General features: G+C 69.5%; 26 protein-coding genes. 14 read left to right on the top strand and 12 right to left on the bottom strand.

The features are described 5' to 3' along the window. Nucleotides 1–61: 61 nt before the first annotated feature. From LX13_RS10305 to LX13_RS10290, 4 genes are all read right to left on the bottom strand, one after another. The gene (locus LX13_RS10305; protein WP_253661237.1) at nucleotides 62–1,000 is read right to left on the bottom strand and encodes a DUF5926 family protein; all 939 of its coding nucleotides are present in this window, start codon (nucleotides 998–1,000) and stop codon (nucleotides 62–64) included. 57 nt (nucleotides 1,001–1,057) lie between these two features. Then, entirely contained in the window at nucleotides 1,058–1,888 is an 831-nt protein-coding gene (locus tag LX13_RS10300) for a glycerophosphodiester phosphodiesterase (protein ID WP_253661236.1), read from the bottom strand. Next, nucleotides 1,888–2,709 (bottom strand): DUF4328 domain-containing protein, encoded by an 822-nt coding sequence (locus tag LX13_RS10295; protein ID WP_253661235.1) that lies wholly within the window; start codon nucleotides 2,707–2,709, stop codon nucleotides 1,888–1,890. The genes LX13_RS10300 and LX13_RS10295 overlap by 1 nt, the downstream gene beginning before the upstream one ends. A 439-nt stretch (nucleotides 2,710–3,148) precedes the next feature. Next, nucleotides 3,149–4,003 (bottom strand): S49 family peptidase, encoded by an 855-nt coding sequence (locus LX13_RS10290; protein ID WP_253661234.1) that lies wholly within the window; start codon nucleotides 4,001–4,003, stop codon nucleotides 3,149–3,151. 24 nt (nucleotides 4,004–4,027) lie between these two features. Here LX13_RS10290 and LX13_RS10285 point away from each other — a divergent pair, with 24 nt between their 5' ends. From LX13_RS10285 to LX13_RS10270, 4 genes are read left to right on the top strand one after another with little or no spacing between them, the layout of a single operon-like run. Next, the gene (locus LX13_RS10285; RefSeq protein WP_253661233.1) at nucleotides 4,028–4,951 is read left to right on the top strand and encodes an LLM class F420-dependent oxidoreductase; all 924 of its coding nucleotides are present in this window, start codon (nucleotides 4,028–4,030) and stop codon (nucleotides 4,949–4,951) included. Between the two features lie 31 nt (nucleotides 4,952–4,982). Then, the gene (locus LX13_RS10280) at nucleotides 4,983–5,756 is read left to right on the top strand and encodes a maleylpyruvate isomerase N-terminal domain-containing protein (RefSeq protein ID WP_253661232.1); all 774 of its coding nucleotides are present in this window, start codon (nucleotides 4,983–4,985) and stop codon (nucleotides 5,754–5,756) included. Beyond that, nucleotides 5,753–6,508, top strand: coding sequence for a VOC family protein (locus LX13_RS10275; RefSeq protein ID WP_253661231.1), 756 nt, complete (start codon nucleotides 5,753–5,755; stop codon nucleotides 6,506–6,508). The genes LX13_RS10280 and LX13_RS10275 overlap by 4 nt, the downstream gene beginning before the upstream one ends. After that, nucleotides 6,505–7,488, top strand: a complete 984-nt coding sequence (locus LX13_RS10270) for an alpha/beta fold hydrolase (protein ID WP_253661230.1) — start codon at nucleotides 6,505–6,507, stop codon at nucleotides 7,486–7,488. The genes LX13_RS10275 and LX13_RS10270 overlap by 4 nt, the downstream gene beginning before the upstream one ends. Nucleotides 7,489–7,494: 6 nt before the next feature. On the opposite strand, the gene LX13_RS10265 is transcribed toward LX13_RS10270, so the two are convergent. Genes LX13_RS10265 through LX13_RS10250 form a run of 4 tightly spaced genes read right to left on the bottom strand, consistent with a single transcriptional unit; the run spans nucleotide 7,495 to nucleotide 14,378 of the window. After that, a complete protein-coding gene (locus tag LX13_RS10265) occupies nucleotides 7,495–8,595 on the bottom strand; it encodes a winged helix DNA-binding domain-containing protein (protein WP_253661229.1) in 1,101 nt (366 codons plus the stop codon). A 4-nt stretch (nucleotides 8,596–8,599) separates the two neighbouring features. Continuing rightward, nucleotides 8,600–12,016 (bottom strand): ATP-binding protein, encoded by a 3,417-nt coding sequence (locus tag LX13_RS10260; protein ID WP_253661228.1) that lies wholly within the window; start codon nucleotides 12,014–12,016, stop codon nucleotides 8,600–8,602. After that, the gene (locus LX13_RS10255; protein WP_253661227.1) at nucleotides 12,013–12,855 is read right to left on the bottom strand and encodes a DUF4194 domain-containing protein; all 843 of its coding nucleotides are present in this window, start codon (nucleotides 12,853–12,855) and stop codon (nucleotides 12,013–12,015) included. The genes LX13_RS10260 and LX13_RS10255 overlap by 4 nt, the downstream gene beginning before the upstream one ends. Next, nucleotides 12,852–14,378 carry a DUF3375 domain-containing protein gene (locus LX13_RS10250; RefSeq protein WP_253661226.1) on the bottom strand — a complete coding sequence of 509 codons (1,527 nt, stop codon included), beginning with the start codon at nucleotides 14,376–14,378 and terminating at the stop codon, nucleotides 12,852–12,854. The genes LX13_RS10255 and LX13_RS10250 overlap by 4 nt, the downstream gene beginning before the upstream one ends. Before the next feature lie 184 nt (nucleotides 14,379–14,562). Here LX13_RS10250 and LX13_RS10245 point away from each other — a divergent pair, with 184 nt between their 5' ends. Beyond that, nucleotides 14,563–15,534, top strand: a complete 972-nt coding sequence (locus LX13_RS10245) for an epimerase (protein WP_253661225.1) — start codon at nucleotides 14,563–14,565, stop codon at nucleotides 15,532–15,534. Between the two features lie 9 nt (nucleotides 15,535–15,543). Here LX13_RS10245 and msrA read toward each other — a convergent pair whose 3' ends face one another. After that, a complete protein-coding gene (gene msrA, locus LX13_RS10240) occupies nucleotides 15,544–16,209 on the bottom strand; it encodes a peptide-methionine (S)-S-oxide reductase MsrA (protein ID WP_253661224.1) in 666 nt (221 codons plus the stop codon). 124 nt (nucleotides 16,210–16,333) lie between these two features. On the opposite strand from msrA, the gene LX13_RS10235 reads away from it, so the two are divergent. The 4 genes from LX13_RS10235 to LX13_RS10220 all read left to right on the top strand — a co-directional run bounded on the left by LX13_RS10235 (nucleotide 16,334) and on the right by LX13_RS10220 (nucleotide 18,845). Beyond that, the gene (locus LX13_RS10235) at nucleotides 16,334–16,489 is read left to right on the top strand and encodes a hypothetical protein (protein ID WP_253661223.1); all 156 of its coding nucleotides are present in this window, start codon (nucleotides 16,334–16,336) and stop codon (nucleotides 16,487–16,489) included. Nucleotides 16,490–16,661: 172 nt separating this feature from the next. Next, nucleotides 16,662–17,291, top strand: a complete 630-nt coding sequence (locus LX13_RS10230; RefSeq protein ID WP_253661222.1) for a superoxide dismutase — start codon at nucleotides 16,662–16,664, stop codon at nucleotides 17,289–17,291. A 154-nt stretch (nucleotides 17,292–17,445) separates the two neighbouring features. Further along, a complete protein-coding gene (locus LX13_RS10225; RefSeq protein ID WP_253661221.1) occupies nucleotides 17,446–17,982 on the top strand; it encodes a peptidase in 537 nt (178 codons plus the stop codon). A gap of 137 nt (nucleotides 17,983–18,119) precedes the next feature. After that, nucleotides 18,120–18,845: a TMEM165/GDT1 family protein gene (locus tag LX13_RS10220; RefSeq protein WP_253661220.1), complete on the top strand. Its 726-nt coding sequence runs from the start codon at nucleotides 18,120–18,122 to the stop codon at nucleotides 18,843–18,845. 33 nt (nucleotides 18,846–18,878) lie between these two features. On the opposite strand, the gene LX13_RS10215 is transcribed toward LX13_RS10220, so the two are convergent. After that, complete coding sequence (locus LX13_RS10215) at nucleotides 18,879–19,394, bottom strand: XRE family transcriptional regulator (protein ID WP_253661219.1); 516 nt, start codon at nucleotides 19,392–19,394, stop codon at nucleotides 18,879–18,881. A 185-nt stretch (nucleotides 19,395–19,579) separates the two neighbouring features. Further along, on the bottom strand, nucleotides 19,580–21,169 hold the full coding sequence (locus LX13_RS10210) for a TM0106 family RecB-like putative nuclease (protein WP_253661804.1): 1,590 nt from the start codon (nucleotides 21,167–21,169) through the stop codon (nucleotides 19,580–19,582). A gap of 167 nt (nucleotides 21,170–21,336) precedes the next feature. Between LX13_RS10210 and LX13_RS10205 the strand changes: the two genes are divergently transcribed. The 5 genes from LX13_RS10205 to LX13_RS10185 all read left to right on the top strand — a co-directional run bounded on the left by LX13_RS10205 (nucleotide 21,337) and on the right by LX13_RS10185 (nucleotide 24,495). Continuing rightward, nucleotides 21,337–22,032, top strand: a complete 696-nt coding sequence (locus tag LX13_RS10205) for a DUF6474 family protein (protein ID WP_253661218.1) — start codon at nucleotides 21,337–21,339, stop codon at nucleotides 22,030–22,032. A gap of 50 nt (nucleotides 22,033–22,082) precedes the next feature. Next, nucleotides 22,083–22,643, top strand: coding sequence for a hypothetical protein (locus LX13_RS10200; RefSeq protein WP_253661217.1), 561 nt, complete (start codon nucleotides 22,083–22,085; stop codon nucleotides 22,641–22,643). Between the two features lie 76 nt (nucleotides 22,644–22,719). Further along, complete coding sequence (locus LX13_RS10195) at nucleotides 22,720–23,388, top strand: YcnI family copper-binding membrane protein (protein ID WP_253661216.1); 669 nt, start codon at nucleotides 22,720–22,722, stop codon at nucleotides 23,386–23,388. Then, on the top strand, nucleotides 23,385–23,927 hold the full coding sequence (locus LX13_RS10190; protein WP_253661215.1) for a copper resistance CopC family protein: 543 nt from the start codon (nucleotides 23,385–23,387) through the stop codon (nucleotides 23,925–23,927). The genes LX13_RS10195 and LX13_RS10190 overlap by 4 nt, the downstream gene beginning before the upstream one ends. A 151-nt stretch (nucleotides 23,928–24,078) precedes the next feature. Next, a complete protein-coding gene (locus LX13_RS10185; RefSeq protein WP_253661214.1) occupies nucleotides 24,079–24,495 on the top strand; it encodes a hypothetical protein in 417 nt (138 codons plus the stop codon). Here LX13_RS10185 and LX13_RS10180 read toward each other — a convergent pair whose 3' ends face one another. Further along, nucleotides 24,496–25,017: a hypothetical protein gene (locus tag LX13_RS10180; RefSeq protein ID WP_253661213.1), complete on the bottom strand. Its 522-nt coding sequence runs from the start codon at nucleotides 25,015–25,017 to the stop codon at nucleotides 24,496–24,498. Nucleotides 25,018–25,047: the final 30 nt, after the last annotated feature.

Genomic DNA, 25,047 nt, shown 5'->3' with positions numbered 1-25,047 from the left:
CTGAGCCGCCCCACACACCGTGAGGCGGCTCAGTTGTCTCTCGGGTGTCTCGTCGCGGTTCTCAGCGAAGCGTGACCTGACGCCCGCGGATCCCGTCGCGGGATCGTCGCTGCTCACCGGTCAGATCGCCGGTCTCGGCGAGGGCCGCGACGAGGTCGGACTCGAACGTCGCGCAGGGCGTCGTCCACTCGTCGGGGTGCATCTCGTTGTCGAGGTCGAACACCGGCACCAGCAGCCCGTGGGTGCGGAACGACCCGGCGAACTTCGACCCCTCACCGAGGGTGAGCTTGCCCGCCGCGTGCATCCGCGCCAGCGCGCTCATCACGTCGTCCTCCGACTCGGGGCGCACCCACCGCAGGTGTGCGCGCTCACCGGCGTCGACCCACCACGGCGCACCGGACAGACCGCCGGGGATACGGGCGGTCGGCATGATCGACGTGCTGGCCTGCTCGATCATGGCGGCGATCTCGGGGGTGACGTCGGCCTGATCGGCGAACCACCACGTGAAGTCGTCGTGCAGCGTGATGTCGAGTTCGGTGTCGGCGCCCAGCGTGGCTGCCAGATCCGCGATCCCGGCGGCGGTGTCGTCCGTGGCCACGGCCGACGCCACGTACGGGTCCCCGCCATCGGCCTGCGACGCCCAGCGCAGTGCGCTCGCGATCTCGCCTGCGACATCGGCTGCGGTGTCGAACTCGGTCTGCAGCGCGACGAGCCCCTCGGTGGCGCCGTCGACGTCGCGGGTCAGCGCCTGGACCGCGCCGGGCAGGATCGTCGCGAGTGTCACCGAGTTCGCGCCGACGCCGTCACCCTGCACGCTGATCGACGCCGTGGCCGATGCGACGAAGCTGCGCAACGCGACCAGGTCGCACTCCGCCGCGAGGCCGGCGAACGGACGGGTCGGTGCGGCCGATGCCTGCGCCTGCCGGGCCTTGCGGGCGGCGACGCGCTTCGCGCGGTCGCTGCCGGGACGTCCAGTTCCGCGCTTGCTCTTCTTTGCCATGGTGTCGAACCTATTACGCCCGACCGGTGACACCTACCCAGCCCCTGCGGGCGCGGGTCACGACCGCCGCGAGGGTTCCAACCATTCCCGGACCCGGCCCGGGAAGTTGGTGGCCACGAAGTCGACTCCGATTCGCGCGCAATGGAGTACGTCGGCGTGGTCGTCGACGGTCCAGCAGTAGGTCGCACGCCCCGCCGCCGCCGCGCGGTCGACGGCGTCCGGGTGGTCGCGCAGTGTCGCGATGGACGGACCGATCCCGGTGGCGCCGACGGCCGTCGCCGCACCGCCCCCCAGGATGCGGGCGGTGTCGCCGAGCAGCACCGTCGGCAACAGGGGCGCGTTCCGCCGGATCCGCCAGACGCCGGCGGTGGAGAACGAGATGACCGCGGCGCGACTGTGATCGGCCGAGGGCGGCGACGCGATCCCGAACCGGTGCAGTTCGGCGAGCAACAGCTGCTCCACCAGACCGCCGAAGCGCACCGGGTGTTTGGTCTCGATGAACAGCCGCGCCGGGCTGCTCCAATCGAGGGTGAGCGTGATGAGTTCGGCCAGGGTCAGCACCTGCGCGGGCCGACCGAATCGGTGCCAGCTGCCGAAGTCGAACTCGCGCAGTTCGGCCAACGTCATCTCACTGACGACGCCGGTGCCCGAGGAGGTTCGGTCGATGGTGCGGTCGTGCACGCAGACGAGCTGGTGATCGCGCGTGAGGCGGACGTCGCACTCGAGTCCTTCCGCGCCCTGTGCCAGCGCGAGTTCGTAGGCGGCCAGCGTGTGCTCGGGCCGGTCGCCCGACGCACCTCGATGGGCGACGACCGCCGGGCGCCGTTGGCGCTTGATCCGTGCCGCGTCGGGCAACGGGTCCGAGGTGTCGTCGTGCCCCTGCGTCATCAGGCCGCCAGCCACCGGGTGGTGGGTTCGGGTCGGGCCGCCGGATCGAACGCGCGGTGCAGCAGACGGATGGACACCAGCGCGAACACCGCCCCCGCGGCGTCGCACAGCACGGTGAGCAACACCGCGTTGGCGCCCCACTGGATCGAGTCGGCGGTGAACCGGATGGTCAGCGTGATCGCGGCGAGCAGGTTGAGCGCCACCCAGCCCGCCCACCACAGCCGGAGCGTGCGCACCAGGCGGTCGGCGGGGAGCTGGTGGCCACAGCTCGCCAGCTCGTGCACGAAGACCGCGGGCGCCACCAGGTTCAGCACGGGCACGATGGTCCCGACGGTGAGATGCCACCGGGGTCGCGGATCGATGCGGTCGTTGTCGGCGTAGGCCCGCTCGCGGTGGTGTCGGAGCCACGCCACGAACGCCACGAGGCAGGCGATGACCATCGCGACCGACACGACCCCGAGGCCCCACGTGATCGCGTAGGACCATGCGACCAGGGTGCCGTTGAGCGGCTCGCTGCGGTTGACGACGAGGAGCCCGTAGATCCAGGCCTGGGCGATCGCGGTGACCGCCAGCAGCGTCGCCAGCGTCTGCACCATCGGTGTCAGGGCCTGCGCCCAGCGCGCGGTGCGGTCCCGCGTCGGTTCCGGTGCCGCTGCGATCTCGTCGACGAGACCCCATCGGGGGATCCAGGTGTAGCGCGGGGTCGGACCCGCAGACGCGGACCGACGCAGACGCGGCCCGGGCCGCGCCTCGGGTGGGCGGCGGGCCACCCAGCGCACGCGACGATCGGGACGGCGCATCGCCGCACGGGGCGGCGCCACGGGCGGAACGGGGGGTCGCGGGGGCGGCGGTATGCGGGATGGGTCGTCGACGACCATCAGGGGGCCACCGCAGCGCGGGCATCCTGATCTACGCGCGTCGTGCGGTGCCTGGATGCGACAGCGCGGACAGAAGTCCATCACTCGTCCATGGTGGCACGCCGCCCGCCGCGACGTCCCGCGACCGGATTGCTCCACAAGTTATCCACAGGTACGGCGCCGGATCCGTGCTGTGCGGTATGCAAACGACGGTTTGCTTCGCTCAATGAATAAGGCCCAGATGCACGAATTTCAGTGACCAGGCTCACTAAAACGATCGCCTGGCCCCCGTTTGTCCACAGTTTCCACAGCCTCATCCACAGGTTGAGGGTCGGTCGGCATGCCCTGTGCCTGCGGCGCAACCCCGCCCCTGTGGATAGATCTCGAAGGTCACAGCAGTTGCTCACAGACCGACGGAGGACCAGCGAGCCCGCTTCTCCATCGCCGACCAGGCTCCGGTGACCACACCGTCCACCGCGGCCGCCATCTCGAGTTGACCGCCCGTCAGTCGGGCGAGTAGTGGCTTCGTCGGCGCGATCACGTCGACCTCGGCGTCGGGGTACCGCTCGGCGATGACCGATCGCAGCACGCCGACCGCGTCGACGAGCCCGACCTCGACCGCTCGGCGACCGATCCAGACGTCGCCGGAGAACAACGTCTCGTCATCGCCGGACAGTTTGGCGCCCCGTCGCTGGCGCACCCAGGCGATGAACGCCTCGTGCAGATCGGCCTGGATACCCGACAACCATTCGACGTCCTCGGGCTTCTCCTCCGAGAACACGTCGAGCCGTGCCTTGTTGTTGCCTGCGCTGTAGATGCGGCGTTCGAGCCCGATCTTGCCGATCAGCTCGGCCGCACCGAACCCCGACGACACGACGCCGATGGATCCGACCATCGAGGTCCGGGCCGCGAAGATCTCGTCGGCCGCGCACGCGATCCAGTAGCCACCCGAGGCCGCGACGTCCTCGCAGAACGCGAGCACCCGGACACCGTTCTCCGACGCCAGCTGGCGCACGCGCTCGGCGATGTACTCCGATTGCGCCGGCGACCCGCCCGGGGAGTTGATGACCAGGACGACCGCCTTGACCCGCTCGCCGGTGAACGCGCGCTTGAGGACGCCCTCCACCCCGTCGGCCGTCAGACCTCCGCGTCCCACGCCGACCGCACCGATGTGGCCCTCGAGCCGGACCACCGCGACCCGATCGGGACGGGGTGTGCCCAGCGCGTGTCTCAGCCTCGTCAGCGGTCCGTCGCTCATGGGAGTCACTCTAGGCTGGAGGTCATGGAGATCTGTGTTTTCACCGAGCCGCAGCAGGGTGCCACCTACGACGAGTTGTTGGCCGTCGCGCAGACGGCGGAGGCGGCCGGGTACACCGGCTTCTTCCGCTCCGATCACTACCTCGCGATGAACGTCGCCGACGGTGTCGGCCCGTCCGACGCCTGGATCACCCTCGCCGGTCTCGCGCGGGAGACGTCACGGATCCGACTGGGCACCCTCGTCACCTCCGCGACGTTCCGACTGCCCGGACCGCTCGCGATCTCGGTGGCCGGGGTCGACGCGATGTCGAACGGCCGGGTCGAGTTCGGCATCGGTGCCGGCTGGTACGAGTCCGAGCACACCGCCTATGGCATCCCCTTCTCCCGCCTCGGCGAGCGCTTCGACCGCCTCGAGGAGTACCTCGCCGTGGTCACCGGATTGTGGTCGACACCCGCCGGGGACCGGTTCACCTTCGACGGCAGCCACTTCCAGCTCACCGACTCCCCCGCGCTGCCCAAGCCCGTGCAGCAGCCCGGCCCGCCGGTCATCATCGGCGGCGCGGGCAAGAAGCGCACCCCTGCGCTCGCCGCCCGCTACGCCGCGGAGTTCAACACCCCGTTCATGTCGCCGGACGACGCCGCCCCGCTCTACCGGCGGGTCGACGAGGCGTGCGCGCAGGTCGAGCGGTCGGCCCCGATCCGGCACTCCGCCGCGCAGGTCGTGTGCTGCGGCCGCGACGACGCCGAGGTCGCGCGCCGCGCCGAGGCCATCGGACGCAACGTGGCCGACCTCAGGGAGAACGGCCTGACCGGTTCACCCGCGGAGATCGTCGACAAGATCGGCCGATTCGGCGACGTGGGTGCCACCCGCGCCTACCTCCAGGTGCTCGACCTGTCCGATCTCGCGCACGTCGAGCTCATCGGCTCCGAGGTGCTGCCGCAGCTGTAGGCACCGACGCCGACATGTCAGACTGACTCCCATGTCAGCCACGGTGGCCTTCGACGATCACCTGCGTGCGATCGGTGCGGCGACGGGTCGTATGACCGCCGCCGCGCTCGGCGCGGGTCCCGACACCCCGGTGCCGACCTGTCCCGAGTGGACCGTCGCCGATCTCCTCGCGCACCAGGGCATGGTGCACCGATGGGCTCATGCCCACATCACCGCGACCGAGCCGCCGTTCGCCGACGGCGCCGCGGTCCTCGCCGAGGTCGATCCCGACGAGCTCCCGGAGTGGCTCGCCGCGGGATCCGACGAACTCGTCGACGCGCTCTCGGCGGCACCGGCCGATCTCGACGCCTTCGTGTTCATCGAGACCGGACGGACCCCACTCGAGTTCTGGGCGCGTCGCCAGGCCCACGAGACAACGGTCCACGCCCTCGACGCGGTTTGCGCCGCCCGCGGTGAGATCGCGCCGGTCTCCGCGATGGGCGTGACCCCTGCGTTCGCCGCCGATGGTCTCGACGAGCTGGTCGTCAGCTTCTTGGCCCGCGGCCGGTCGAAGCTCTTCGACGGCACCCCGTTCAGCATCGCGATAGCGCCCGACGACACCGACCACGCCTGGACGTTGCACGTCACCGAGTCCGCGCTCACCGCCGAACGCGGGTTCGACGAGGACGCCGACGTCCACTGGACCGGGACCGCGGCCGCGCTGTACTTCGGGCTGTGGAACCGCGGCGGCGACATCGTCTCCTCCCGGGGCGACGCCGCGGTGTTGGAGAACTGGCACAGTCGACACCGCATACGAGGACGATGAGTACTTTCGAGGTTCGTTGGTTGACCGCATTCCTCGACTTCCCCGCCGACGAGTTCGGCAGCGAGGTCACGTTCTGGCGCGCGATCGCAGGCAGCACCGTCTCGCCGCCTCGCGGGGACAAGAGGCAGTTCGCGACGCTCGAGCCGTTCAACGGCGACCCGCATCTCCGCGTCCAACGACTCGAATCCGGCAACGGCGGAGTGCATCTCGACCTCCACGTCGACGATCTCGACGTCGCAGCGAGGGAGGCGGTCCGACTCGGGGCGAGCGAGACACATCGCTACGGCGACGTGGTGACGATGCGCTCGCCGGGCGGTTTCGTCTTCTGCCTCGTGCCCTGGGAGGGGCAGAAGACCCGATCGCGTCCGATCCGTTGGCCCGGCGACACGATCAGCATCATCGACCAGGTCTCCATCGACATCCCGGCCCGCGCGTATGACGCCGAGTGCGAGTTCTGGCAGCGACTGACCGGGTGGGAGCTGACCGACAACGACAGCCCCATGTTCCGTCACCTCGATCGGCCGGACAACATCACCATCCGGATCCTGCTGCAGCGCATCGATTCCGGCGAGATCGGCGGCCATGTCGATCTCGCCAGCACCCACCCCTCCGACGAGGTGTCGCGCCATGAGGACTGGGGCGCAGAGGTTGTCGCCGAGTTCCCGAACTGGACGGTCATGGAGGACCCGACCGGACGCCGCTACTGCATCACCTCACGCAACCCGCGCACGGGCGAACTCCCCACCGCATGACCACCGACGCACTCGAGTACCGGACCGTCGACGTGGACGGGTTCCGATGGCGGATGATCGACCAGGGCGCAGGCCCGGCGGTCCTGCTGTGTCATGGCTTCCCCGGCCTCGCCTACAGCTGGCGACACCAGGTACGGGCGTTGTCCGCCGGCGGATACCGTGCCATCGCCCTGGACATGCCCGGGTACGGCGGCACCGATCGTCCGGATGAGATCGCGGAGTACTCGTTCGCCGCGGTCGCCGGACGGATCGTCGCCCTGCTCGACGAGTTGGGGATCGACGACGTGCTCGCGGTCGGTCACGACTTCGGGTCGCCGGCGGCGTGGACGCTGGCCCGACGCCACCGTGACCGGGTACGCGGGCTGATGTTGATGGCCATGCCGTACGCGCCAGATCGGCTGCCGGTGCCGCCAACGCAGGCGTACGCCCATGTGGCGCAGAAACATTTCTTCCACTTCGACTACTTCCAGGAGCCCGGGGTCGCCGACGCCGAGCTCGACGCGGCACCCGGGAAGTTCCTCGCTTGCGTCTTCCATGCGCTGTCCGGCGATGCGCCCTATCTGCAGACGTGGGACCACCCGAGCGTTCGCGACGGCGTCCGCGTCGGCTACCTCGATGCGCTCGCACCGGCCCCGGCGTTGCCGTGGTCGTGGTTGACCGCCTACGAGTTCGCCGTCTACGAGACCACGTTCGCCGAGACCGGGTTCACCGGCGGGCTGAACTGGTATCGCGTCGCCGACGTCAACTGGGCCGAGATGGCCGACGAGGAACCGGTTCTCGACGTCCCGGCGTATTTCCTCAACGGTGAGAACGACCCGGCGCTGGCCATCGCCGGCGAGAAGACCATGGGTCGCATGCGCGAGACGATGCCGAGTCTGCGCGCGGTGCACACCTACGACGGCGCCGGCCACTTCATCATGGCCGAGTGCGCGCGCGAGGTCAGCGCGGCGCTGATCGGTTTCGCCCGCACCCTCGGCTGAGCAGTCTCAGGTCGCGGGATACGCCCGATGGAACTCGGTGAGGCGTTGCGCCTCATCGACCAACGCCTGTGTGTCCGAGGCGTTCACCGGGGCGAGTGTCTCGACCCGCACCGCTCCGGTGTCGTCGGCCGACCAGCGCGCGACGACCCGACCGCCGACCAGTCCGAGCCCGGGCATGAGCCCGTTCGGGGTGACGAGCTGTGCGTACACCTCGTCGTCGATGATGCGGCGTCGATCCGCCTGGGCGGTGACGACGTTGTCGAACGGGGCGAGCAGTCGTGCCGGGGCGGGTTCGTCGCCGTCGACGATGTCGATGCCGTCGAGGTCGAACAGCAGGACGCCGTCGGGGCCGCGGAAGCGGTTGAGCTCCCAGTCGGCCTCCATCGCCTCCACCAGCGGACGCAGCCGGGTCATGCCCGCCCACGTCTGGATGCCCTTGACCGTCGACGGCCCGAACCCGCGCAGGTACAGCCGGATCAGATCCTTGCGCGCCTCGTCACCGACGACCGCAGGCTCCCCGGGGCCCACCCAGTCGTCGAAGAGTCGGTACGTGGCGCCCGCGTGGCCGTTCCACAGCCCGCGGGGCGGGACCTGCACCAGCGGCAACGTGCACCGTGCCACCGCGGTCAGGGTGGACGGCGGGTCGTCGGGCCACCGGTGACCCAGTTTCCGGCCGAGTTCCTTCGCGGTGAGTTCGTTGCCGGACAGCAGATCTTGGGCATGGGCGGTGATGTCCGGCGCCGCGGCGTCGACCAGCCGCCGTAGGTGGTTGCTGCGGACCTCGCCCTCCATGGCCGCCTGGGCAAGCGGCCGGACCCAGCGCGCGTCCTGCGAGTCCATCAGGAACACGGTGCTGCGCAGCAGCGCCATCCGCACGACCTCGCGGTCGGTCATCAGGTCGTCGAGCTCGCCGGGGTCGAACCCCTCGATCCGCGACCACAACCCGTAGAACGCGGCCCGCGGGTCCTGCGACTGCAGACCGACGCAGCGGTCGAGGACCTCGACGGCGTCCTCGTCGACGCGACTGAGCAGGTGTTGGCGCGAGAGCAACGTCCGGTTCCACTGCGCGAGGGTGACCTCGCCCGCGACCGACGTCTCGGCGGCCATCGCGTCAGCGCCCGCCGGTCGACCGGGCCGAGGCGATCTCGCCGAACGTCGCTGTGCGGGCATCGGATCGGGCGCCGTCGGCATCGACCCGCTTGTCGACGAGGATGACCTGACCGATGAACGGTTCCACGATGCCGGCCATGCGGATGGGTGCGGCGATGATGAGCTGGAAACCGAACTGTTCGAACGCCCGCAACGACTGGCTGGAGAACGTCTCGTCGGATTTGCTGAACGCCTCGTCGAGCATGAGCGGGGCGAAGCCGGGCCGGTGATCATCCGGGCTGCTGAGCGAGAAGCTCAGTGCCGCGGCGAGGCAGAACGCGACCAGCTTCTCCTGCTCACCACCGGAGTTGGTCGCGGTGTTGCGGTAGGTGTGCACCGGCGGGGCATCGGCCCCGTCGGTCACCGACATCTCCTTGCCGTAGAAGAAATAGCTGTTGCGGACATCGAGGACGTTGTCGCACCAGCGCCGGCCCTCGGTGTCGGTGGCGGTGAGCCGGACGATGAGGTTCTTGATCCGATAGAACTGCCGGGCCAGGACCGCGCCGTCACCCGAGCGTGCCGACGGCGCGTCCCGGATCATCGCGTCGACGATGCGGCCGAACTCCATCGCCTCGTCGGTCGGGTTGTGCTGCACCGCGATCTGCAGGTACGTGTCGGTGTTGAAGTCGACGCGGCGCAGACCGGAGTTGACCTCGGCGATGCCGCGGCGGATCCGCTTGTTGGTGTCGCCGATCTCCTTGTAGAGGTTCGACACCGAGTGCGAGATGTCGGTGGTGATGAGCTGCCGGAACCGCTCCTGGGTGGTGGCCAGACCGTGTTCGACGAGCCCGGAGTGGATCGACACCAGGTCGCTCGCACACTCGATGCTCGCAGTGAGGTTGTTCGCCGCCGACGGCCATTCGCGGACGAAGGCCTCCGCGGCTCGGACGATGCGGTTCTCGGCGGTGTCGCGCTCGGCGTTGGCGTCGGCCTGGATCGACTCGAGCGCGTTCCGCAGATCCGAACGCACCTCCCCGTAGGTGGCCAGCGTCAGGTGCTTCTGACCCGTGGCGAGCACCGACTCGAGCACCCGCTCGAGGTATTCGCGGTCCTCGTCGGCGAGGTCGTCGGTCTCGGGGTTCTGCTCCAGCTCGGCGAGCCACCGGTCCCAGTCGGACCCGATGTGGCGGAGCTGGTCGTTGATCGCACCGACCCGCGCGACCGCCTCGCGCCAGTCGGCGCGGGCGATGTCGACCTGCTCCTCGAGCTCGGCGAGATCGACCCGGTTCTCCCGGACCGCGTCGATCCGCCGGTTGAGCTCGTCGGCGTCGCGGCGCGAGGACCACCAGTTCAGCTCGGTCCACGACGAGTACGCGGCCAGCGCGTCGGCCGCCTTGGCGCGTTCGCGGTTGTCCTCCAACAGGTCCCGCATGTCCTGCGAGATCTGGCGGGCCTCGTCGAACCGATGCCGCAGCACGCCCAGCGACTCCTCCAGCGCGGCCCGCTTGCCGTCGGTGTTGGTGCCGAAGATCCAGTGGGTGCGGTCGTCGACGCGGCGCCGGTCGTCCTTGCGGTAGCGGTCGCGACCCGCCTTCACCAGTCCCTGGGGTGTGACCGCGAGGTCGTGACGATCGAGTTCGATCGGGTTGTCGACGCAGGTGTGGTCGGCCGAGCGGGCGACGACCCCGGACAACCAGGCGCCCGCGGGGTGCGCCCGGTCGACGGTCATCTTCTCCGCCAGCGACCCCGGGCGGGGTGCGTCCTGGTTCGCGTTCTCGTCGTAGGCGCGGAACTCGAGGACGCCGCCGAGGTCGGTCCGGTTGACGAACTCCGCGACCTGTCGGCGGTGCTCGTGCGGCACCAGCAGGGTCATGCCGAGTCCGCGCAACACGCGTTCGGCGGCACCGGCCCAGGTGGCGCGATGCTCGTCGGCGACTTCGACCAGCTCCGCCGCGTACGGCAGTTCCTCGGCCGGGATGCCGGTGGCCGTGGCGATGGCGTCGCGCTGGGCGAGTGCCTCGCGCGGCAGCAGGGACCGGCGGGCGGTGAGCGTCGCCAGCTCCTCGGCGACGGCCTCGTGTTCGCGGCGGGCGTCGGTCTCGGCGCTGAACACCGGATGCGCCCGCGCGTTCAGCGACTGCGCCGCCTCCCTGGCCGCCCGTGCCATCTGCGGCGCGCGACCACGCAGGGCCTCGAACTCCTCCCGCGACTCCGGGGTCTGCTCGCCGAGCCGCGACACCACCGCCGAATACCGTTCGTACGCGCGGTTGCGCGCCGTCACCTGCGCCTCGAACGACTTGAGCTCCGACTCCAGCGATGTCAGCTCACCCTTGTCGACGGTGAGCTGGTCGCGCAGCGAGGTGTGGCGGTCCTCGCGCTCGTCGGCGGTGTTCTCCCACGAGGCGACCTCGTTGTCGAGGGCGGTGCGCGCGTCCTCGATGTGGTCGAGCTTCTCGCGCAGCAGCGTCATCCGGTGCTCACGCATGAACGCCCGCATCGGCGGGCCGAGCAACTCACCGGCGCGGGTGGTGGATTCCTCGGCGCCGCAATAGGTCTCCCATGCCTCCGGGATCGGACGGAGCACCTTCTCCTGCGCGTGTGCGCGGGCGGCGGCCTGGTAGGCCTCGTCGAGCTGGGTGAAGTTCTCCACCAGTCGCTCGGCCTTGGCGTAGGTGTCGGGACGGTCAAGCATGTAGGTGCGGATGAAGAGGTTGAGGTCGCCGACGTTCTTCATCGCCTTGGCCTTGCCCATCAGCGACAACGCCGCCGAGGAACTGCCGATGCCCACGCGTCGACGCAGCGCCTCGGAGTAGGCGCTCTGTACGTCGAAACACGCGACGTCGGGATGGCCGGCACGGTAGGCGCGGATGTCGAAACCGCCGGTGGCCCAGTCGTTCAGGCTCAGCAGCTCGACGTCACCGGTGTGCAGCTGGTACCAGGACCGCAAGGTGGCGCCGTCGTTGCCCGAGCCTGGGAACCACTTGATGGCGATGGCCGTGGTCACCGAACCGGCGCCGTTGTCGTAGGTCGCGGCAATCGCCGACCAGGTGGCCCCGGTGCCGCGCAGGTACTGCACCTGCGACTGGTTGTACTCGTCGTCGTTCTCCGCCCAGGCGCCGCGGACGTAGTCGGCCATCGACCGCGCCGCCCGCTTGGCGCCCTTGGCGGTGAGGTCGGCCGAGGCGTTGAACCCCTGGTCGTAGGTGGGCAGCAGGACGACCGAGTGACCGTCCATCATCGACGACTTGCCCGACCCGGACGGGCCGGTCAGCAGCACACCGCGTTCGTCGATCGGGAAGTTCTTGTAGCCGTGGAAGGTTCCCCAGTTGACCAGCTGGATGCGGGTCAACCGGAACTGACCGATGTTGAGCGTCCGCCGGCCCTGCCCGCTCTCCGACGGCAGCGTCGTGGCGATCGGGTCTGCGATGGTGTCGGTCATCGGGCGTCCTCGTTCTCGTCGGCGTCCTCGTTCGGGTCGGCGTCGTCGAGCGCACCGGGATCGGCGTCGGGCTCGTCCAGCTCGGCGAGGTCGGGTCCACCGCCGGCCAGCGTGCGGTAGGCCGTCGTGTAGGCCTGCACCTGCTCCGGCGTCAGCAGCGACGCGATCACCCCGTAGATGGCGTACCGATCGGTCCCGGGCAACGCGCGGATGATCTTCCGGTTCTCCAGGACGTTGATCGCGGCGTCGATGCGACGCACGAAGCCCGCCTCGTCGGTGTCGCGGACCGGCTTGAAGGTGAGCATGTGATCGACCATCTCCGACCGTTCCACCGTGACCGTCTCGTCGACGCCGGTGAGGTACTTCTGCCGGAGGAACAACGCCAGCACCGACGCCGCCAGCGTGAGGGTGGAGGCGCGCAGGATGTTGCGTTGGCGCGGATCGGGTTCGGTGATCTGACGCGTGTACGCGTACCGGTGCTCGGCGTTGATCTCGAGGCCGAGGTTGAGCTCGGACAGGCGCGACCGGATGATCTCCTCGTTGGCCTCGATGGCGCGCCAGTTGCGCGACTTCGCGCTGACGTGCGCGGCGGAGATCAGCTCCTGCAGGGCGTAGCAGACGGGTGCGGGCAGCGCCGAGGTGTCACCGTCGAATCGCGGCGAGACGCGTGACTCCGTGACGTCGCCGACCGGCGCGGACCCGTCGAAACTGAAGTGCGACAGATCGACCGAGGAGTCCGCCTCGGCACCGGGGTGGTCGACGAACAGGTCGTCACCGGTCTGTTCGGGGCGGTCGGTGGTCTCGGTGTCGTCGGTGTCGATGTCGTCGGGAGCGGTCATCGACGACCTCCCTTCGCGTCGTCGAGCAGGTGGACCGCGGTGGGGACCGGCGCCCCGGTGAGTGCGGGCAGTTCGGTCGTGAACGTCATCGCCGGTATGTGGATCTCGCGGATCCCACGCGCGGTGTGGGCTCCCACGACGGTGCGTGCGGCGGCGGTGTCGACCTCCCCGTGGCGCTGGGCCAGCGACCACACCCCGACGATGTCGCCGACACGCGGTGAGCCGACGTGGGCGAGCACCGCGGCGAGGTCGGCGTCACCGGAACGCACCGCCGCGTTGACCGCGTCGGTGAGCAACTGCCAGTCGATGGTCTCCGACCCGACCAGCTCGGCCGGGTCGATCTCGATCTCACCCGCGGTGACCTCGACCCCGTCCGGGATGTCGATGACGCCGTCGTGCATCGACAACGCGCCCACGGAGTTGGTGTCCGCCACGGCCATCGGCACGATGATGCCCACGTCGCGCCCGGCGGTGGTGTGTTCGAACGCGACCGCGGCGGCCCGCTGCGCCTCACCGATCTGCTCGCGCAGTGCCCGGTAGTGCAGGAAGTCGCCGCCCTTGACGAAGGTGTTGATGCGTCGGTACACCTGCCCGCGGATCTCGTCGACGTGCTGCACCTCGTCCCACATCCGGTCGATGAAGCGGGCGAGGGTGTCGGCGAGGTCCGGCGGGAGGTCGGGCAGCCCGGACAGGATGTCCTCGATGTGCCGCTCGAGACCCTCGCGGAGTCGGTGATCGGAGATCAGCGTGTAGAACGCGTCGAATGCGTTGCCCTCGGCCGTCTTTCCCAGTTCGTCGTGCCCGTCGAACATCCGGTTGAGCGCGTCGGCATAGGCCCCGGCCCGCTCGTCGAGCCCCTGGGTGATCAGCGCCCGTGAGTTCTCCCTCAGCTTCTCGCCGTAGCCGATGATGTCGGCGGGCATGCGTTCGGCCAGCGAGGTGACCATGCGGATGTCGTCGAACAGGCGGCGCGCGTCGACCGCGGGCACGGCACCTGCGGCCAGCTCGGTCCGACGCCGGGTCAGCTCGGCGATCTTGGCGTCGAGATCGCGGATGTGTTCTCCCGGATCGGGATTGATCGCGACCGCGATGTTCGACAATCGGCCGATCACCATCTCCATGGCCGTCTCGGTGGCGACCGACCGGTCGTGGCGGACGGCCTGCACCTGGGTGATCGCGGTGGTCGCGCCGCGGGTGAGTTGGTAGCGCTCCACGTGACGGTCGGGGTCGAGGGTGCGTGCGACGAACCCGTCCTTCACCCAGCGGTCGAGCAGCTCGACCGGGGTGGGGACACTCAGCCCGCGGTCGGTCCAGTGTGCGGCGAGGTCGGTGAGGTCGGCGTCGATGCCGTCGGCCAGATGATCGCCGTCGACCTGACCGTCGGCCAGGCGCGCCGCCATCATCGCGAGGTAGACCATGGCGCTGCGTGATCGCAGCAGCCGCAGCGTCACGTCGGCATCGGCGTTCTCGGAGAACGCGGCGTAGAGAGTCGCAGCACCGTCACGCTCATTGCTGCGGACCATCTCACCTCTGTCTCTCGTGTGCTGCGTTTCGACGTCGGGCGCACCGCCGCGGTTCCGTTGAAAGGATAGTGGTTGTCCGGAGACCGTCGGCCGATCACCGGCGCTCGGACGGACATCTGTGACAGACGAGATGCGTGAGGTTTCGCACAGCGTCATCACCCCTCGACAGCGTTAGCGTTGGCCCATGTCAGACACAGTTTCGAGTCCGCGGACTCCGCCGCGAACCGTGGTCATCGCGGGCGGGAACGGCGGGTTGGGGCGGCGGATCGCCGACGACCTGGCCGCACGGGGGATCGACATCACCATCCTCACCCGGTCGATCGACGATCGGTCGCCGCACCGGCAGGTGCACTGGGACGGCCGCAGCCAGGGCGACTGGGTCGCCGCGCTCGACACCGGCGCGCAGACCGCCGTGATCAACCTGGCCGGACGGTTGGTCGACTGCCGACCCACCGCGTCGAACATCGCCGAACTGCGACGATCGCGGGTCGAGCCCACCCGCGCGCTGGTCGAGGCGGCGCGCGGACTGCGCACGCCCCTGGCGCACTGGGTACAGGCCAGTACGACCGCGATCTGGAGCGACGCGGGCGAGACGTGGTGCACCGAGGACACCCCGGTTCCCGACGGCCTGCCGCAGATGACCGGGGTCGCGGCACCCTGGGAGGCCGCGGCCGCCGACGCACCCTGCGACCACGTCGTCGTCCTGCGGACCTCGATTGTCCTCGACTCCGGTTCGCCTGCGCTACAACGCCTCACGCGGCTGGTACGGCTCGGTCTCGGCGGGCGGGTGTCCTCCGGTCGCCAGTGGGTCAGCTGGATCCACATCGACGACTGGCTGGCCGTGGTCCGCGCCGGTCTCGATCTCGACCCCGACGTCACGCTGCCCTCGGGCGTGGTGGTCGTCGCGACCGACAACCCGGTCCGCAACGCGGAGTTGATGGCCACCCTGCGCGCGCAGTTGCGTCGGCCGGCGGCACCACCCACCCCGAAGCCGCTGCTGCAGCTCGGCGCGGTGCTGCTGCGCTCGGATGCGCAACTCGGGCTCACCGGCCGACGGGCGCGATCCACCGTCCTGAAGAACGCCGGCTTCCGATTCGCCCACCCCGACCTCGACGGCGCGTTGGCCGACGTACTCGGCGCGAGCACACCGAACTGACGCGGCGCGTCAGGCCGGGTACTTGAGTCCCGTCGCCGAATGGCAGCGGTATCCGTGCGGGTTCTTGGCGAGGTACTGCTGGTGGTAGTCCTCGGCGTAGTAGAAACGTCCGCCGCCCGCCTGCGCGAGTGGCTTCACCTCGGTGGTGACCTCGCCGATTCCGGCGGCGTGGACGACACCGGCGAACCTCTCCGCCGACGCCCGGGCGACGGCCGCGTCGGCGTCGTCGAAGGTGTAGATCGCCGACCGGTACTGGGTCCCGACGTCGTTGCCCTGGCGCATCCCCTGCGTCGGGTCGTGCGTCTCCCAGAAGATCGTGAGAATGCCCGCGAGATCGATGACCGCGGGATCGAAGACCACCAGCACCGCCTCCGTGTGCCCGGTCCGTGCGCTGCACACCTCGTCGTAGGACGGGTTGGGGGTGAAGCCACCCGCGTAGCCGACGGCGGTGGAGTACACACCCGGCACCTGCCAGAAGATCTCCTCGACACCCCAGAAACACCCGCCGGCGAGGATCACCGTGGAGTACCTCGGGTCGAACGGCCCGCTGATCGGGTGGCCGTTGACGACATGTCGGTCCGCCACCGGGACCGGCTCCGAGCGCCCGGCCAACGCCTTGTCGGCCGAGATCAGTTCCTTCTTGCGGTGTCCGAGAAGCTGATCAAACCAGGTCATGGGAGTCATGCTACGCACGACGTCGGATCGCGATTTGGACCGCGAACACCACGTGCCTATGATGGCGATCACAGCCCAGGTGTGACCGTTCTCACGGCCGCGTCGACGACGACAGGAGAAGTGAGTGGCCACGCAGTCCCACCCCGATCTGATCCGCACCCTCGGTCGACACCACGGTCCCGCCACGCGCGAGGACTTCAACATTCGCGCCCGCTGCATCACCACCGGTGCCAGCGTTCTCGCTCTCGTCGCGCTGCTGATCGCCCTGATCCTGCTCTGAGCCGACCGCTCCGGCGCTCACCAGCCGCGACGCCCTCCGTCGACGCGCTCACTTGACTTCAACCATGGTTGAAGTCCTTATGCTCGGGTCTGTTGCATTACCCCGGCCCCTACGTAGGCTGGGCAAGTACACAGCGACCACAACGGGTAGAGCCCCCGAGGAGAGGAACAACGTGTCTGACTACACCTTGCCGGATCTGGACTACGACTACGCGGCACTGGAGCCGCACATCTCCGGCAGGATCATGGAGCTGCACCACAGCAAGCACCACGCCACCTACGTGAAGGGCGCGAACACCGCACTGGAGAAGGCCGCCGCCGCTCGTGAGGACGGCACCATCGCGGACAAGGTCTTCCAGCTCTCGGCGAACCTCGCGTTCCACCTGGGTGGCCACACCAACCACTCGATCTTCTGGAAGAACCTGTCGCCCAACGGTGGCGACAAGCCCGAGGGTGACCTCGCGGCCGCCATCGACGATCAGTTCGGTGGGTTCGACAAGTTCCAGGCGCACTTCACCGGCGCGGCCACCACGCTGCAGGGCAGCGGCTGGGCGATCCTCGGATACGACACCATCGAGGGCAAGCTGGTCATCCAGCAGCTCACCGACCAGCACGGCAACACCTCGGTGGGCCTCGTGCCGATCGTCATGCTGGACATGTGGGAGCACGCCTTCTACCTCGACTACCAGAACGTCAAGCCGGACTACGTCAAGGCGTGGTGGAACGTCGTGAACTGGGCCGACGCCGGCGAGCGTTTCGCCAAGGCGCAGAGCCAGGGCAAGGGCCTCATCGTCCCCGCCTGATCGTCGTACGAACCGACACCGCCCCCGGACCACAGGTCCGGGGGCGGTGTTTTCTCGTGGCCACGGGGACATACGGACGTAACGCCGCCGTCAAGCGATCGTTTAGCACTCGACTCCCCTTGTGTGCCAGCGGCTCTGACGACCATCATGAGCCATGGACTACACCGCGCGTTCGCTCGTGCCGATCGGGCTCACCCCGTTCCACCGTGACGGTCAGTTGCGCGGGATGTTGATCTCCGGTCGTTGGCCGGACACCACCCTCGAATGGACCCAGACGCTGGTGGCCTCGGTCCGGATCGCGTGCCGCCCGGGATTCCTGCGGACCACCACCGTCTTCGGTGTCATCGAGGACCGACCCGAGCACTGCGACCCCGACACCGTCGGGATGATGCTCGCCATCGGAGACACCTCGAGCGACGACTTCGTCCGCGAGAACCCGTTCCTCGCCCACGCTCCGGCGCTGGTCATGCTGCACCCGCCGTCGCAGACGCGGGCGTCGCTCCCCGAGTGCTCCGACGTCGCGTCGGGCTGCGTCCTGTTACCCGGCGTCCCCGAACTGGGTCTCGAACACCGCGCCGGCTGGGCCGAGGCGGAGGCCGACGGGACCGTGGTCACCCTGCGCAACCAGATCGGTGTCGACCCCAACTCCGACCCCGACACCGCGGTGTTGGCGATGCTGCTGGCCGCCTGACCACGGGCGTCGCCGCAGCGGCGACCCGCGCATCGATGTAAGGGTGCCCAAACTCCTACAAAAAGGGCCTCCGAACTGCGGTTATGCGGGTTCAAGAACTGTTGCACCCGCTCACGATCGCCCGTAGCGTCGCCTTCGTGTTCACCGCCCTGTTGCTCAGTTTCGGCGTGATCTTCGTGGCCGAGCTCGGCGACAAGTCACAGCTGATGGCGATGACCTATGCCATCCGTTATCGCTGGTGGGTCGTCCTGCTCGCCATCACCGTGGCCACGACAGCCGTGCATGCGGTGTCGGTGTTCGTCGGACACTTCCTCGGTCTGTCCATCCCGACCGACCTCATCTCGATCGTCGGCGGACTCGCGATGCTGGTCTTCGGTCTCTGGACCATCCGCGGCGACGAACTCGATGAGTCGGAGTCCGCCCGCGCCCAGCGCACCGGTACCTCGGTCATGTTCGCGGTGATGTCGTCGTTCTTCCTCGCCGAGCTGGGCGACAAGACGATGCTCGCGACGATCACGCTGTCCACGGACAACAACTGGGTCGGCGTGTGGATCGGATCGACGATCGGCATGGTCGCCGCCGATGCGCTCGCGATCATCGTCGGCGCCACGCTGGGCCGGAAGCTCCCGGAGCGCGCGATCTCGATCGGTGCCGCCGTGCTCTTCTTCGTCTTCGCGGCCTGGCTGCTCACCGAGGGCATCGTGGCCGCCGCCAGTACTCCGGTGACCATCGCGGCCATCAGCGCCACCGTGGTGATCCTCGCCCTCGGGACCGCCTACATCGTCGCGGTGCGTCGGGCGCGTGCCGCCCGCGCGGCCTCCGACGTCGTCCTGGTCACGTCGACGTCGAAACGACACCTCTGACCCACATCGTCCCGACACACGGCGGTGCAGCGCTCAGCGCTGCACCATCCGCAGGCCGTTGTGCGTGCCCTCGGCCATGGCCGAGACGAGGTCCGGCGGATCGGCGGGCAGGCCCTGTTGGACCCGCAGGATCTTGATCAGTTCGCTGACGACGAAGACCGAGTCGCTCGACAGCCCCGCCAGCCCGAACGCGGCGATCTGCACAGTGGTGTCGGCCTGCATCCGCATGCGATCGATCTGGTCGCGCGTGCGCTGTGCCGCGTGGTCCTCCAGGAAGTAGTGCACGTCGACGCCGAACGCCGCGGCGATTCCCTCCACCGTCCGGAACGACGGCGACTTGGCCTTACCGGACCGCAACTGGCTCAGGTAGGACTCACCCAGCCGGAACCCACGGTCGGTCGACAGCGCCGCGATGGCCTTGGCGCTGTACGCCCGTCCGTTGGGACCGGGTACGGTTCGGAACAACTCCTCGAGCCGCCGCGCGAACAACCCGGGCTCGACCGATTCCAGGTCTTTGTCGGCCACAGCCGAATCTCGCTCCGCAGACATGTGTGTCTCCACCCCTAGTGACTCCGACGATGTCGATGCCACGCATCTCCTACGACTCACCCCTGAGACACGCGCGGCACGGGCCCGACGATCGCGAGTTTCCCCCACGCGATTGCCAGACTTGGATGCAGCGTATACGACCTGCCACCTGGGCGTTACCGGCGAAGCGTTTTGTCGCAACCGGCTCAGAGGTCGTCGCGGTGGACGATCTGCTCCGCGGCGCCGTCGGTGATCCACTCGCGGAGCACCTTCGTGGCCCACACGTCGTCCTCGTTGTAGGCCAGGATCCGGTCGCGTTGCCCGGCGTCAGGGGTGCCGTCGGCGACGCCGACCGCGACCCGGTACCACTCCATCGACGCCTCGCCCCCGGCCTCGGGATCGCGCCATCCGAAACCGGCGACGGGCGCGATCTTCTTGAGTCCCTTGCCCTGTGGGCAGATGAAGTTGGCACCGACCGCCTCGTAGACGTCCACCCACTGCGGCGACGCGATGAACGCCTTCACCTCCTCGAGGGTCGGCACACCGGGCAGACCGGCGAAACGCGTCGCGGACCCGAGCAGCCATCGGTTCTCGGCGGACTGGGAGTAGCAGTAGGCGGCGAACGTCTTACCGGTCGCGGCGGCGGCCTCGCGTTCGGCGGTCAACCACGCCCAGAACTCGGCGAACGACCGTCCCTCGTCGACGGTCGGCAGCGGATCCCAGGTCACGAACGGGCGGTAGCGAACCGGTCGGGTCGGATCGGTGCGGTCGGTGAGCAGCGTCCCCCACAGGTAGGCGCCGTCCTCGCCGTAGCTCTCCATGTCCACGTCGACCTCGACGTCGGCGCGGGCCACGGTGGGCACCTCGACGCGACGGACCAGCGACACCCCGCGGCGCCACGCGCGGGCCAGCACCACCGCGTCGGCGATGTCACCGCCGGACCAGTCGTCGGGGGCGGGGCCGGTGTAGTCGGCCAGATCGTCGACGGTGAGCAGACCGGCGTCGCGGGCCACCCGGGCCTGGTTGCCGTTGATCACCAGGCTCACGTCGCGGGCGGCGACGAGTTCCGGTCCGCACCGGACCCACCACGGGCAGGTCCGGCATTCACCGATGCGGCTGGGAACGGTGGACAACGCACCCGCGGCGATGGCGTGGCGCCGGGCCAGCGTCTCGTCGTAGCCGGGCATGGCGGGGGTCAGGTCGTGCACCACGATGCAGTCGGCGTCGAGTCCGATCGATCCGCCCAACCCGGTGTCGGTGGCCAGTCCGGCGTGTTCGAGCAACCGGGTCAGGTGCGCCAGCCTCAGGACGTCGCGCCGGTGACTGCGCATCGACCGCGTCGGATCGTCCGCGGGGAGCCAGGTGAACAGCGGACTGGTGCGGATCGTCCCCTCTCCGCCCGGCACGCTGACGCGGTGGTTGACGACGATGACCGGCACGTATCCGTCGCCGACCCTCGCAAGCAGCTCCGATCCGCCCCGGCGACCGGCCCGACGGTCGGTGGGCAGAGCCGCGTTGAACACCCAGCCGGCACCCGCGGCGCAGGCAGACAGCGTCGCGGCCACCCTCTCGGAGATCGGACCCGAGGCGACCTCGACGAACGTCCCCGGCTCGTCAGTGTGGATGCCGGCCAGCACCTGCGCGACCGCGGCGCGGTGGACGGCGGCGGCTTCCTTGCGACGGGTGACCGACGGGTCGTCGGACGCGTCGACGACCTCACGGGCGTTCAGGTGATCGAGGGCGAGGCGGTGTTCGCACCCGGCCAGATCGCGGGCCGTGAGCAGCGGGAGCGTCATCGTCGGGTGCAGCTCATCGATCACGACCATCCCTCGCCTTGTCTGCGGTACCGGTACGACGCCCGAGCCCACGCCCGATCGGGCCTGTGTAATGCTGGTACAGCTACTTCTTCTACCGTAGTGTCCAGACATTTTCGTCATCCGCAGCGACCGGGAGGGTCCCCACCATGGGTCTGTTCACCTCGAGCCGCACCAGCCGTGCGCAGAAGAAAGCCCACGCCAAGGCACTCAAGGCAAAGGCCAAGCTCGAAGCCCGGCTCGATTCGCGCGGCATCGGCAAGGATCGTCGCAAGCGTCGCAAGGTGGAGCGCAAGCTCGGCACGAAGCTCATCAAGGCCGAGAAGAACGCGACCAAGACCGCGGCGAAGACGGTGTCCGACACCAACAAGACCAATCTCAAGATCGCCAAGGCCAACGCGGACGCGGCGGCCAACGGGACCTCACTGACGCCGCGCAAGGTCAAGCGCTACCTGTCGGTGGCCAAGGTGGTCGCCCCCATCGCCGTCCCGCTCGCCTACCGCGCCTCGACGCTGGCCCGCGAGAGCATCACGTCGTACCAGGCCAACCGCGCGGGGGTGCCGATCGATGAGCTGAACAAGTACAGCGGCCACGGCGCCGCGCTGTCGGCGCGCATCGCCGGCGCCGAGCGGTCCCTGCAGACGCTGGCGTCCACCCGCGGCAACGACGCGGAGACGACGAAGTTCGTGTCGACCATGACCGCGCGACTGACCGACCTCACCGCCGCGATCGGCGCCGCCGAGCACATGCCGGCCACCCGTCGTCGTCCCGCACATCAGGCGATCACACGCGAACTCACCGCCATCGACGCCGATCTGTTGGCCCGACTCGGAGTGCGCCCCTGAACCGAGGGTGGCCCGGCGCACTGGTCGGACGTCTCGCGGTCGCGGTCACTGTGCCCACGCTCGCGATCGCCGCACACGGTGTCGCCTCCGGCGCGGTGCCCGGTCTCGGCGGGATCGCGCTCTGCCTGATGATCGGCGTGCTCGCCGGCATGTGCACCGGCCGACGCTGCGGTGCCGTCGTCCTGCTGACCGTTCTGTCCGCCGCGCAGTTCCTGTCCCATCTCGCGCTCGCGGTGAGCATGCCCGCCGCTCACGGCATGGACCACGCGGGGATGGACCACACGGGGATGTCGATGCCCGCGGACACGCAGGGGGGTCCCCTGCGTCTGATCTCGGACCACCTGGCCGAGATGTTCCATCTCGGCGGTGCCGACGGCACGACCATGCTGCTGACCCACCTCATCGCCATCCCGATCTGCGCGCTGCTCATCGCAGCCGCCGTCGCGGTCTTCACCGTCATCACCTCGGTGCTCGCGGCCCTGCGGCGCTCGCCGTCGCCGGTGCTCGGCCACGTCGTCACCGTCGTCGTCCGTGCGGGTGTCGTGCGGTGGCATCGGATCGATCGCGCCGCGGGCGCCGGAGAACGCGGACCACCGCTGCTGATCGCATGACGCATCACCCGTCGGCCCACTGATGGCGCCGACGGGTCCTTCCCGTATCAGCTCAGCTCTCCACAAAGGAAATCCCATGCACAACAGTGTCTTCCGCCATGCACGGATCCCGGTGGCCATCGTCGCCGCCACCGGCGTCGTCGCCCTCGGGTCGGCGCTCGCCCCGGCCGTCGCGTCCGCGCACGTCACGGCCAACGCACCCGGCCTGTCCCAGGGTGGCTACGGCGTCATCACCTTCCGGGTCCCCAACGAGTCGGACACGAACGCCGCCACCACCGAGGTCACGGTCACGCTGCCCGACCTCAAGTCGGCACGCACCGAACCGATGGCGGGGTGGCGGGCCGTCGTCACCAAGGACGCGACCACCGCGGAGGCCACCTCGGTCACCTGGACCGCGACCCCCGGCTCACCCGGTATCGCGGTCGGCGAGTTCGGTCAGTTCGTCCTCAGCGCGGGCCCGCTGCCCAAGGAGGAGTCGGTGAAGTTCCCGGCCGTCCAGAAGTACGCCGACGGCGAGACGGTGGACTGGAACCAGCCGCCCAACGCCGATGGCTCCGAGCCGGATCATCCGGCACCGGAGATCGAGCTCGCCGCCGCCACCGACGACGAAGACGGCGACTCGACGGCGACGACCGCGTCGTCGGACACCTCCGACACCACCGCTCGGTGGCTCGGTGGCGCCGGCCTCGTCGTCGGTGTCCTCGGCATCGCGGCGGCGGGCATCGCCATCCGGCGGAAGCCATGACGTCGAATCGGGGCGCAGCAGGACTGCGCACCGCGTCGACGTTCGTGGCCACGGTGCTGCTGCTCGTCGGGCTGTCGTTCCTCGGCGCCCCGATGGCGTCGGCACACTCGGTCCTCGAGTCGTCGGACCCGGCCAACGGGTCGACGGTGGCGACCGGACCCGGCACCGTCACGCTGACCTTCAACGAGGCGCTGCAGGACTCCTACGACGTGCTCAACGTGGTGGGACCGGACGGCAACTTCTGGCAGCAGGGCGACGCGAGCGTCGTCGGCGCGAAGATCAGCGTCGCACTGCGGTCGTTGGGACCCGCCGGGGTCTACCGGGTGAACTACCGCGTCACCTCGGCCGACGGCCACCCGGTGCGCGGGCAGGTCGAGTTCACCCTGTCGGCGGCAGGCACCGGGACACCGGGACCGTCGGCGACCGCGTCGTCCGATGACGACGACGGCACCCCGGCGTGGCCGTTCATCGTCGGCGCCGTGGTCGTGATCGTCGCCGTCGGTGGCGTGTTCGCACTACGGCGGCGCGCGCGCAGCTGAGAGGGGACCGGCACGGTGTGCGCGACGCACCGTGCCGGTCACCTGTGTGTCGGTCCGCTTCGCCCGGGTCCGACGACAAACGTCGCCGAGCCAGGCATGATGACTTCTCGAACCGCGCACGCGCAGACGAACGCAGAGGAGCTCCGAAGCGATGACCGATCCGGACGCCGGCTCCGGCACCCCGCCCGCGAAGAAGACGCCCGCCAAGCGAGCTCCGGCCAAGAAGACGGCGGCGGCGGCCAAGAAGGTCCCGGCCAAGAAGGCCGCCCCGAAGAAGGGCACCAGCGGCCCGGGCCAGCGGTCGAACGCGAAGAAGGCCGCCTCGTCGGCACCACCGAAGTCGCCGCCGCAGAAGTCCGTCCCGGAACCCGCGCCGCAGGCCCGGGCGTCGCTCGCCGCCGTCCCCGAGGTGCCCACCGCGCACGCGAAGTTCACGCAGCTCCGACGCACGGCACCCACGGCGTTGTCGGATCCCGACCCGATCAACCCGGTGCCCTACGTCGTGGCCGGCGTCGGACTCGGACTCTCCGTGCTGATCGTGCGACGCCGCCGGCGGCATCGGGACTGACTACGCGGGGCAACTGACGGTGTAACCCCACACGGTGTCGGTGCCACCGGTGACGCGTACCAGGACCGAGGTCGCCACCCCACGGGGCAGCCGAACGGTGACCGAACCGGTCCCCTGCCCGGATGCGTTGGCATCGCCCACGAATCCGGTGTCGGCAACTCGCCCACCCTGGTAGAAGACCTCGATCCGATCGGGGACGGTCTGGGTGTCATAGGCCAGCACGAACGCGGTGGGACCGGCCTTGCCGAGCTGGTGGATCGTCTCGGTCACGCCGTCGTTACCCGACTTGGTCGACTCGTTGCACCGCTGGACCGCGGGCGGTCCCGACGGGCCCTCACCCTTGAGGATGGCACTGCCGGTGTTCAGCAGATCGAGGACGTCGCCCTCGCTGCTGCCCGACGAGCTCCCGGTCCCCGGCACCGGTGCCGCACCGGCGATCGCGCCCGTCCCCGTCATCGCCGTGGCCGCCAGAGCCAGTCCGACCACGCCCACCCCGACACGCTGAAATCGTTTGTTTCCCATAACATTTCCTCCGTTGGTCATCGACTGATG

It is taken from the genome of Williamsia maris, assembly GCF_024171815.1.
Classification (GTDB): domain Bacteria; phylum Actinomycetota; class Actinomycetes; order Mycobacteriales; family Mycobacteriaceae; genus Williamsia_A; species Williamsia_A maris.
Note: the sequence above shows the minus strand (reverse complement) of the source record. Positions and strands in the feature narration are given on the sequence as shown.

Excerpts from the sequence above, each read along its gene's own strand:
- LX13_RS10305 (WP_253661237.1), bottom strand. The coding sequence starts at position 1,000 with ATGGCAAAGAAGAGCAAGCGCGGAACTGGACGTCCCGGCAGCGACCGC.
- LX13_RS10300 (WP_253661236.1), bottom strand. The coding sequence starts at position 1,888 with ATGACGCAGGGGCACGACGACACCTCGGACCCGTTGCCCGACGCGGCA.
- LX13_RS10290 (WP_253661234.1), bottom strand. The coding sequence starts at position 4,003 with ATGAGCGACGGACCGCTGACGAGGCTGAGACACGCGCTGGGCACACCC.
- LX13_RS10285 (WP_253661233.1), top strand. The coding sequence starts at position 4,028 with ATGGAGATCTGTGTTTTCACCGAGCCGCAGCAGGGTGCCACCTACGAC.
- LX13_RS10280 (WP_253661232.1), top strand. The coding sequence starts at position 4,983 with ATGTCAGCCACGGTGGCCTTCGACGATCACCTGCGTGCGATCGGTGCG.
- LX13_RS10275 (WP_253661231.1), top strand. The coding sequence starts at position 5,753 with ATGAGTACTTTCGAGGTTCGTTGGTTGACCGCATTCCTCGACTTCCCC.
- LX13_RS10270 (WP_253661230.1), top strand. The coding sequence starts at position 6,505 with ATGACCACCGACGCACTCGAGTACCGGACCGTCGACGTGGACGGGTTC.
- LX13_RS10265 (WP_253661229.1), bottom strand. The coding sequence starts at position 8,595 with ATGGCCGCCGAGACGTCGGTCGCGGGCGAGGTCACCCTCGCGCAGTGG.
- LX13_RS10260 (WP_253661228.1), bottom strand. The coding sequence starts at position 12,016 with ATGACCGACACCATCGCAGACCCGATCGCCACGACGCTGCCGTCGGAG.
- LX13_RS10255 (WP_253661227.1), bottom strand. The coding sequence starts at position 12,855 with ATGACCGCTCCCGACGACATCGACACCGACGACACCGAGACCACCGAC.
- LX13_RS10250 (WP_253661226.1), bottom strand. The coding sequence starts at position 14,378 with ATGGTCCGCAGCAATGAGCGTGACGGTGCTGCGACTCTCTACGCCGCG.
- LX13_RS10245 (WP_253661225.1), top strand. The coding sequence starts at position 14,563 with ATGTCAGACACAGTTTCGAGTCCGCGGACTCCGCCGCGAACCGTGGTC.
- msrA (WP_253661224.1), bottom strand. The coding sequence starts at position 16,209 with ATGACCTGGTTTGATCAGCTTCTCGGACACCGCAAGAAGGAACTGATC.
- LX13_RS10225 (WP_253661221.1), top strand. The coding sequence starts at position 17,446 with ATGGACTACACCGCGCGTTCGCTCGTGCCGATCGGGCTCACCCCGTTC.
- LX13_RS10215 (WP_253661219.1), bottom strand. The coding sequence starts at position 19,394 with ATGTCTGCGGAGCGAGATTCGGCTGTGGCCGACAAAGACCTGGAATCG.
- LX13_RS10210 (WP_253661804.1), bottom strand. The coding sequence starts at position 21,169 with ATGACGCTCCCGCTGCTCACGGCCCGCGATCTGGCCGGGTGCGAACAC.
- LX13_RS10205 (WP_253661218.1), top strand. The coding sequence starts at position 21,337 with ATGGGTCTGTTCACCTCGAGCCGCACCAGCCGTGCGCAGAAGAAAGCC.
- LX13_RS10195 (WP_253661216.1), top strand. The coding sequence starts at position 22,720 with ATGCACAACAGTGTCTTCCGCCATGCACGGATCCCGGTGGCCATCGTC.
- LX13_RS10190 (WP_253661215.1), top strand. The coding sequence starts at position 23,385 with ATGACGTCGAATCGGGGCGCAGCAGGACTGCGCACCGCGTCGACGTTC.
- LX13_RS10185 (WP_253661214.1), top strand. The coding sequence starts at position 24,079 with ATGACCGATCCGGACGCCGGCTCCGGCACCCCGCCCGCGAAGAAGACG.
- LX13_RS10180 (WP_253661213.1), bottom strand. The coding sequence starts at position 25,017 with ATGGGAAACAAACGATTTCAGCGTGTCGGGGTGGGCGTGGTCGGACTG.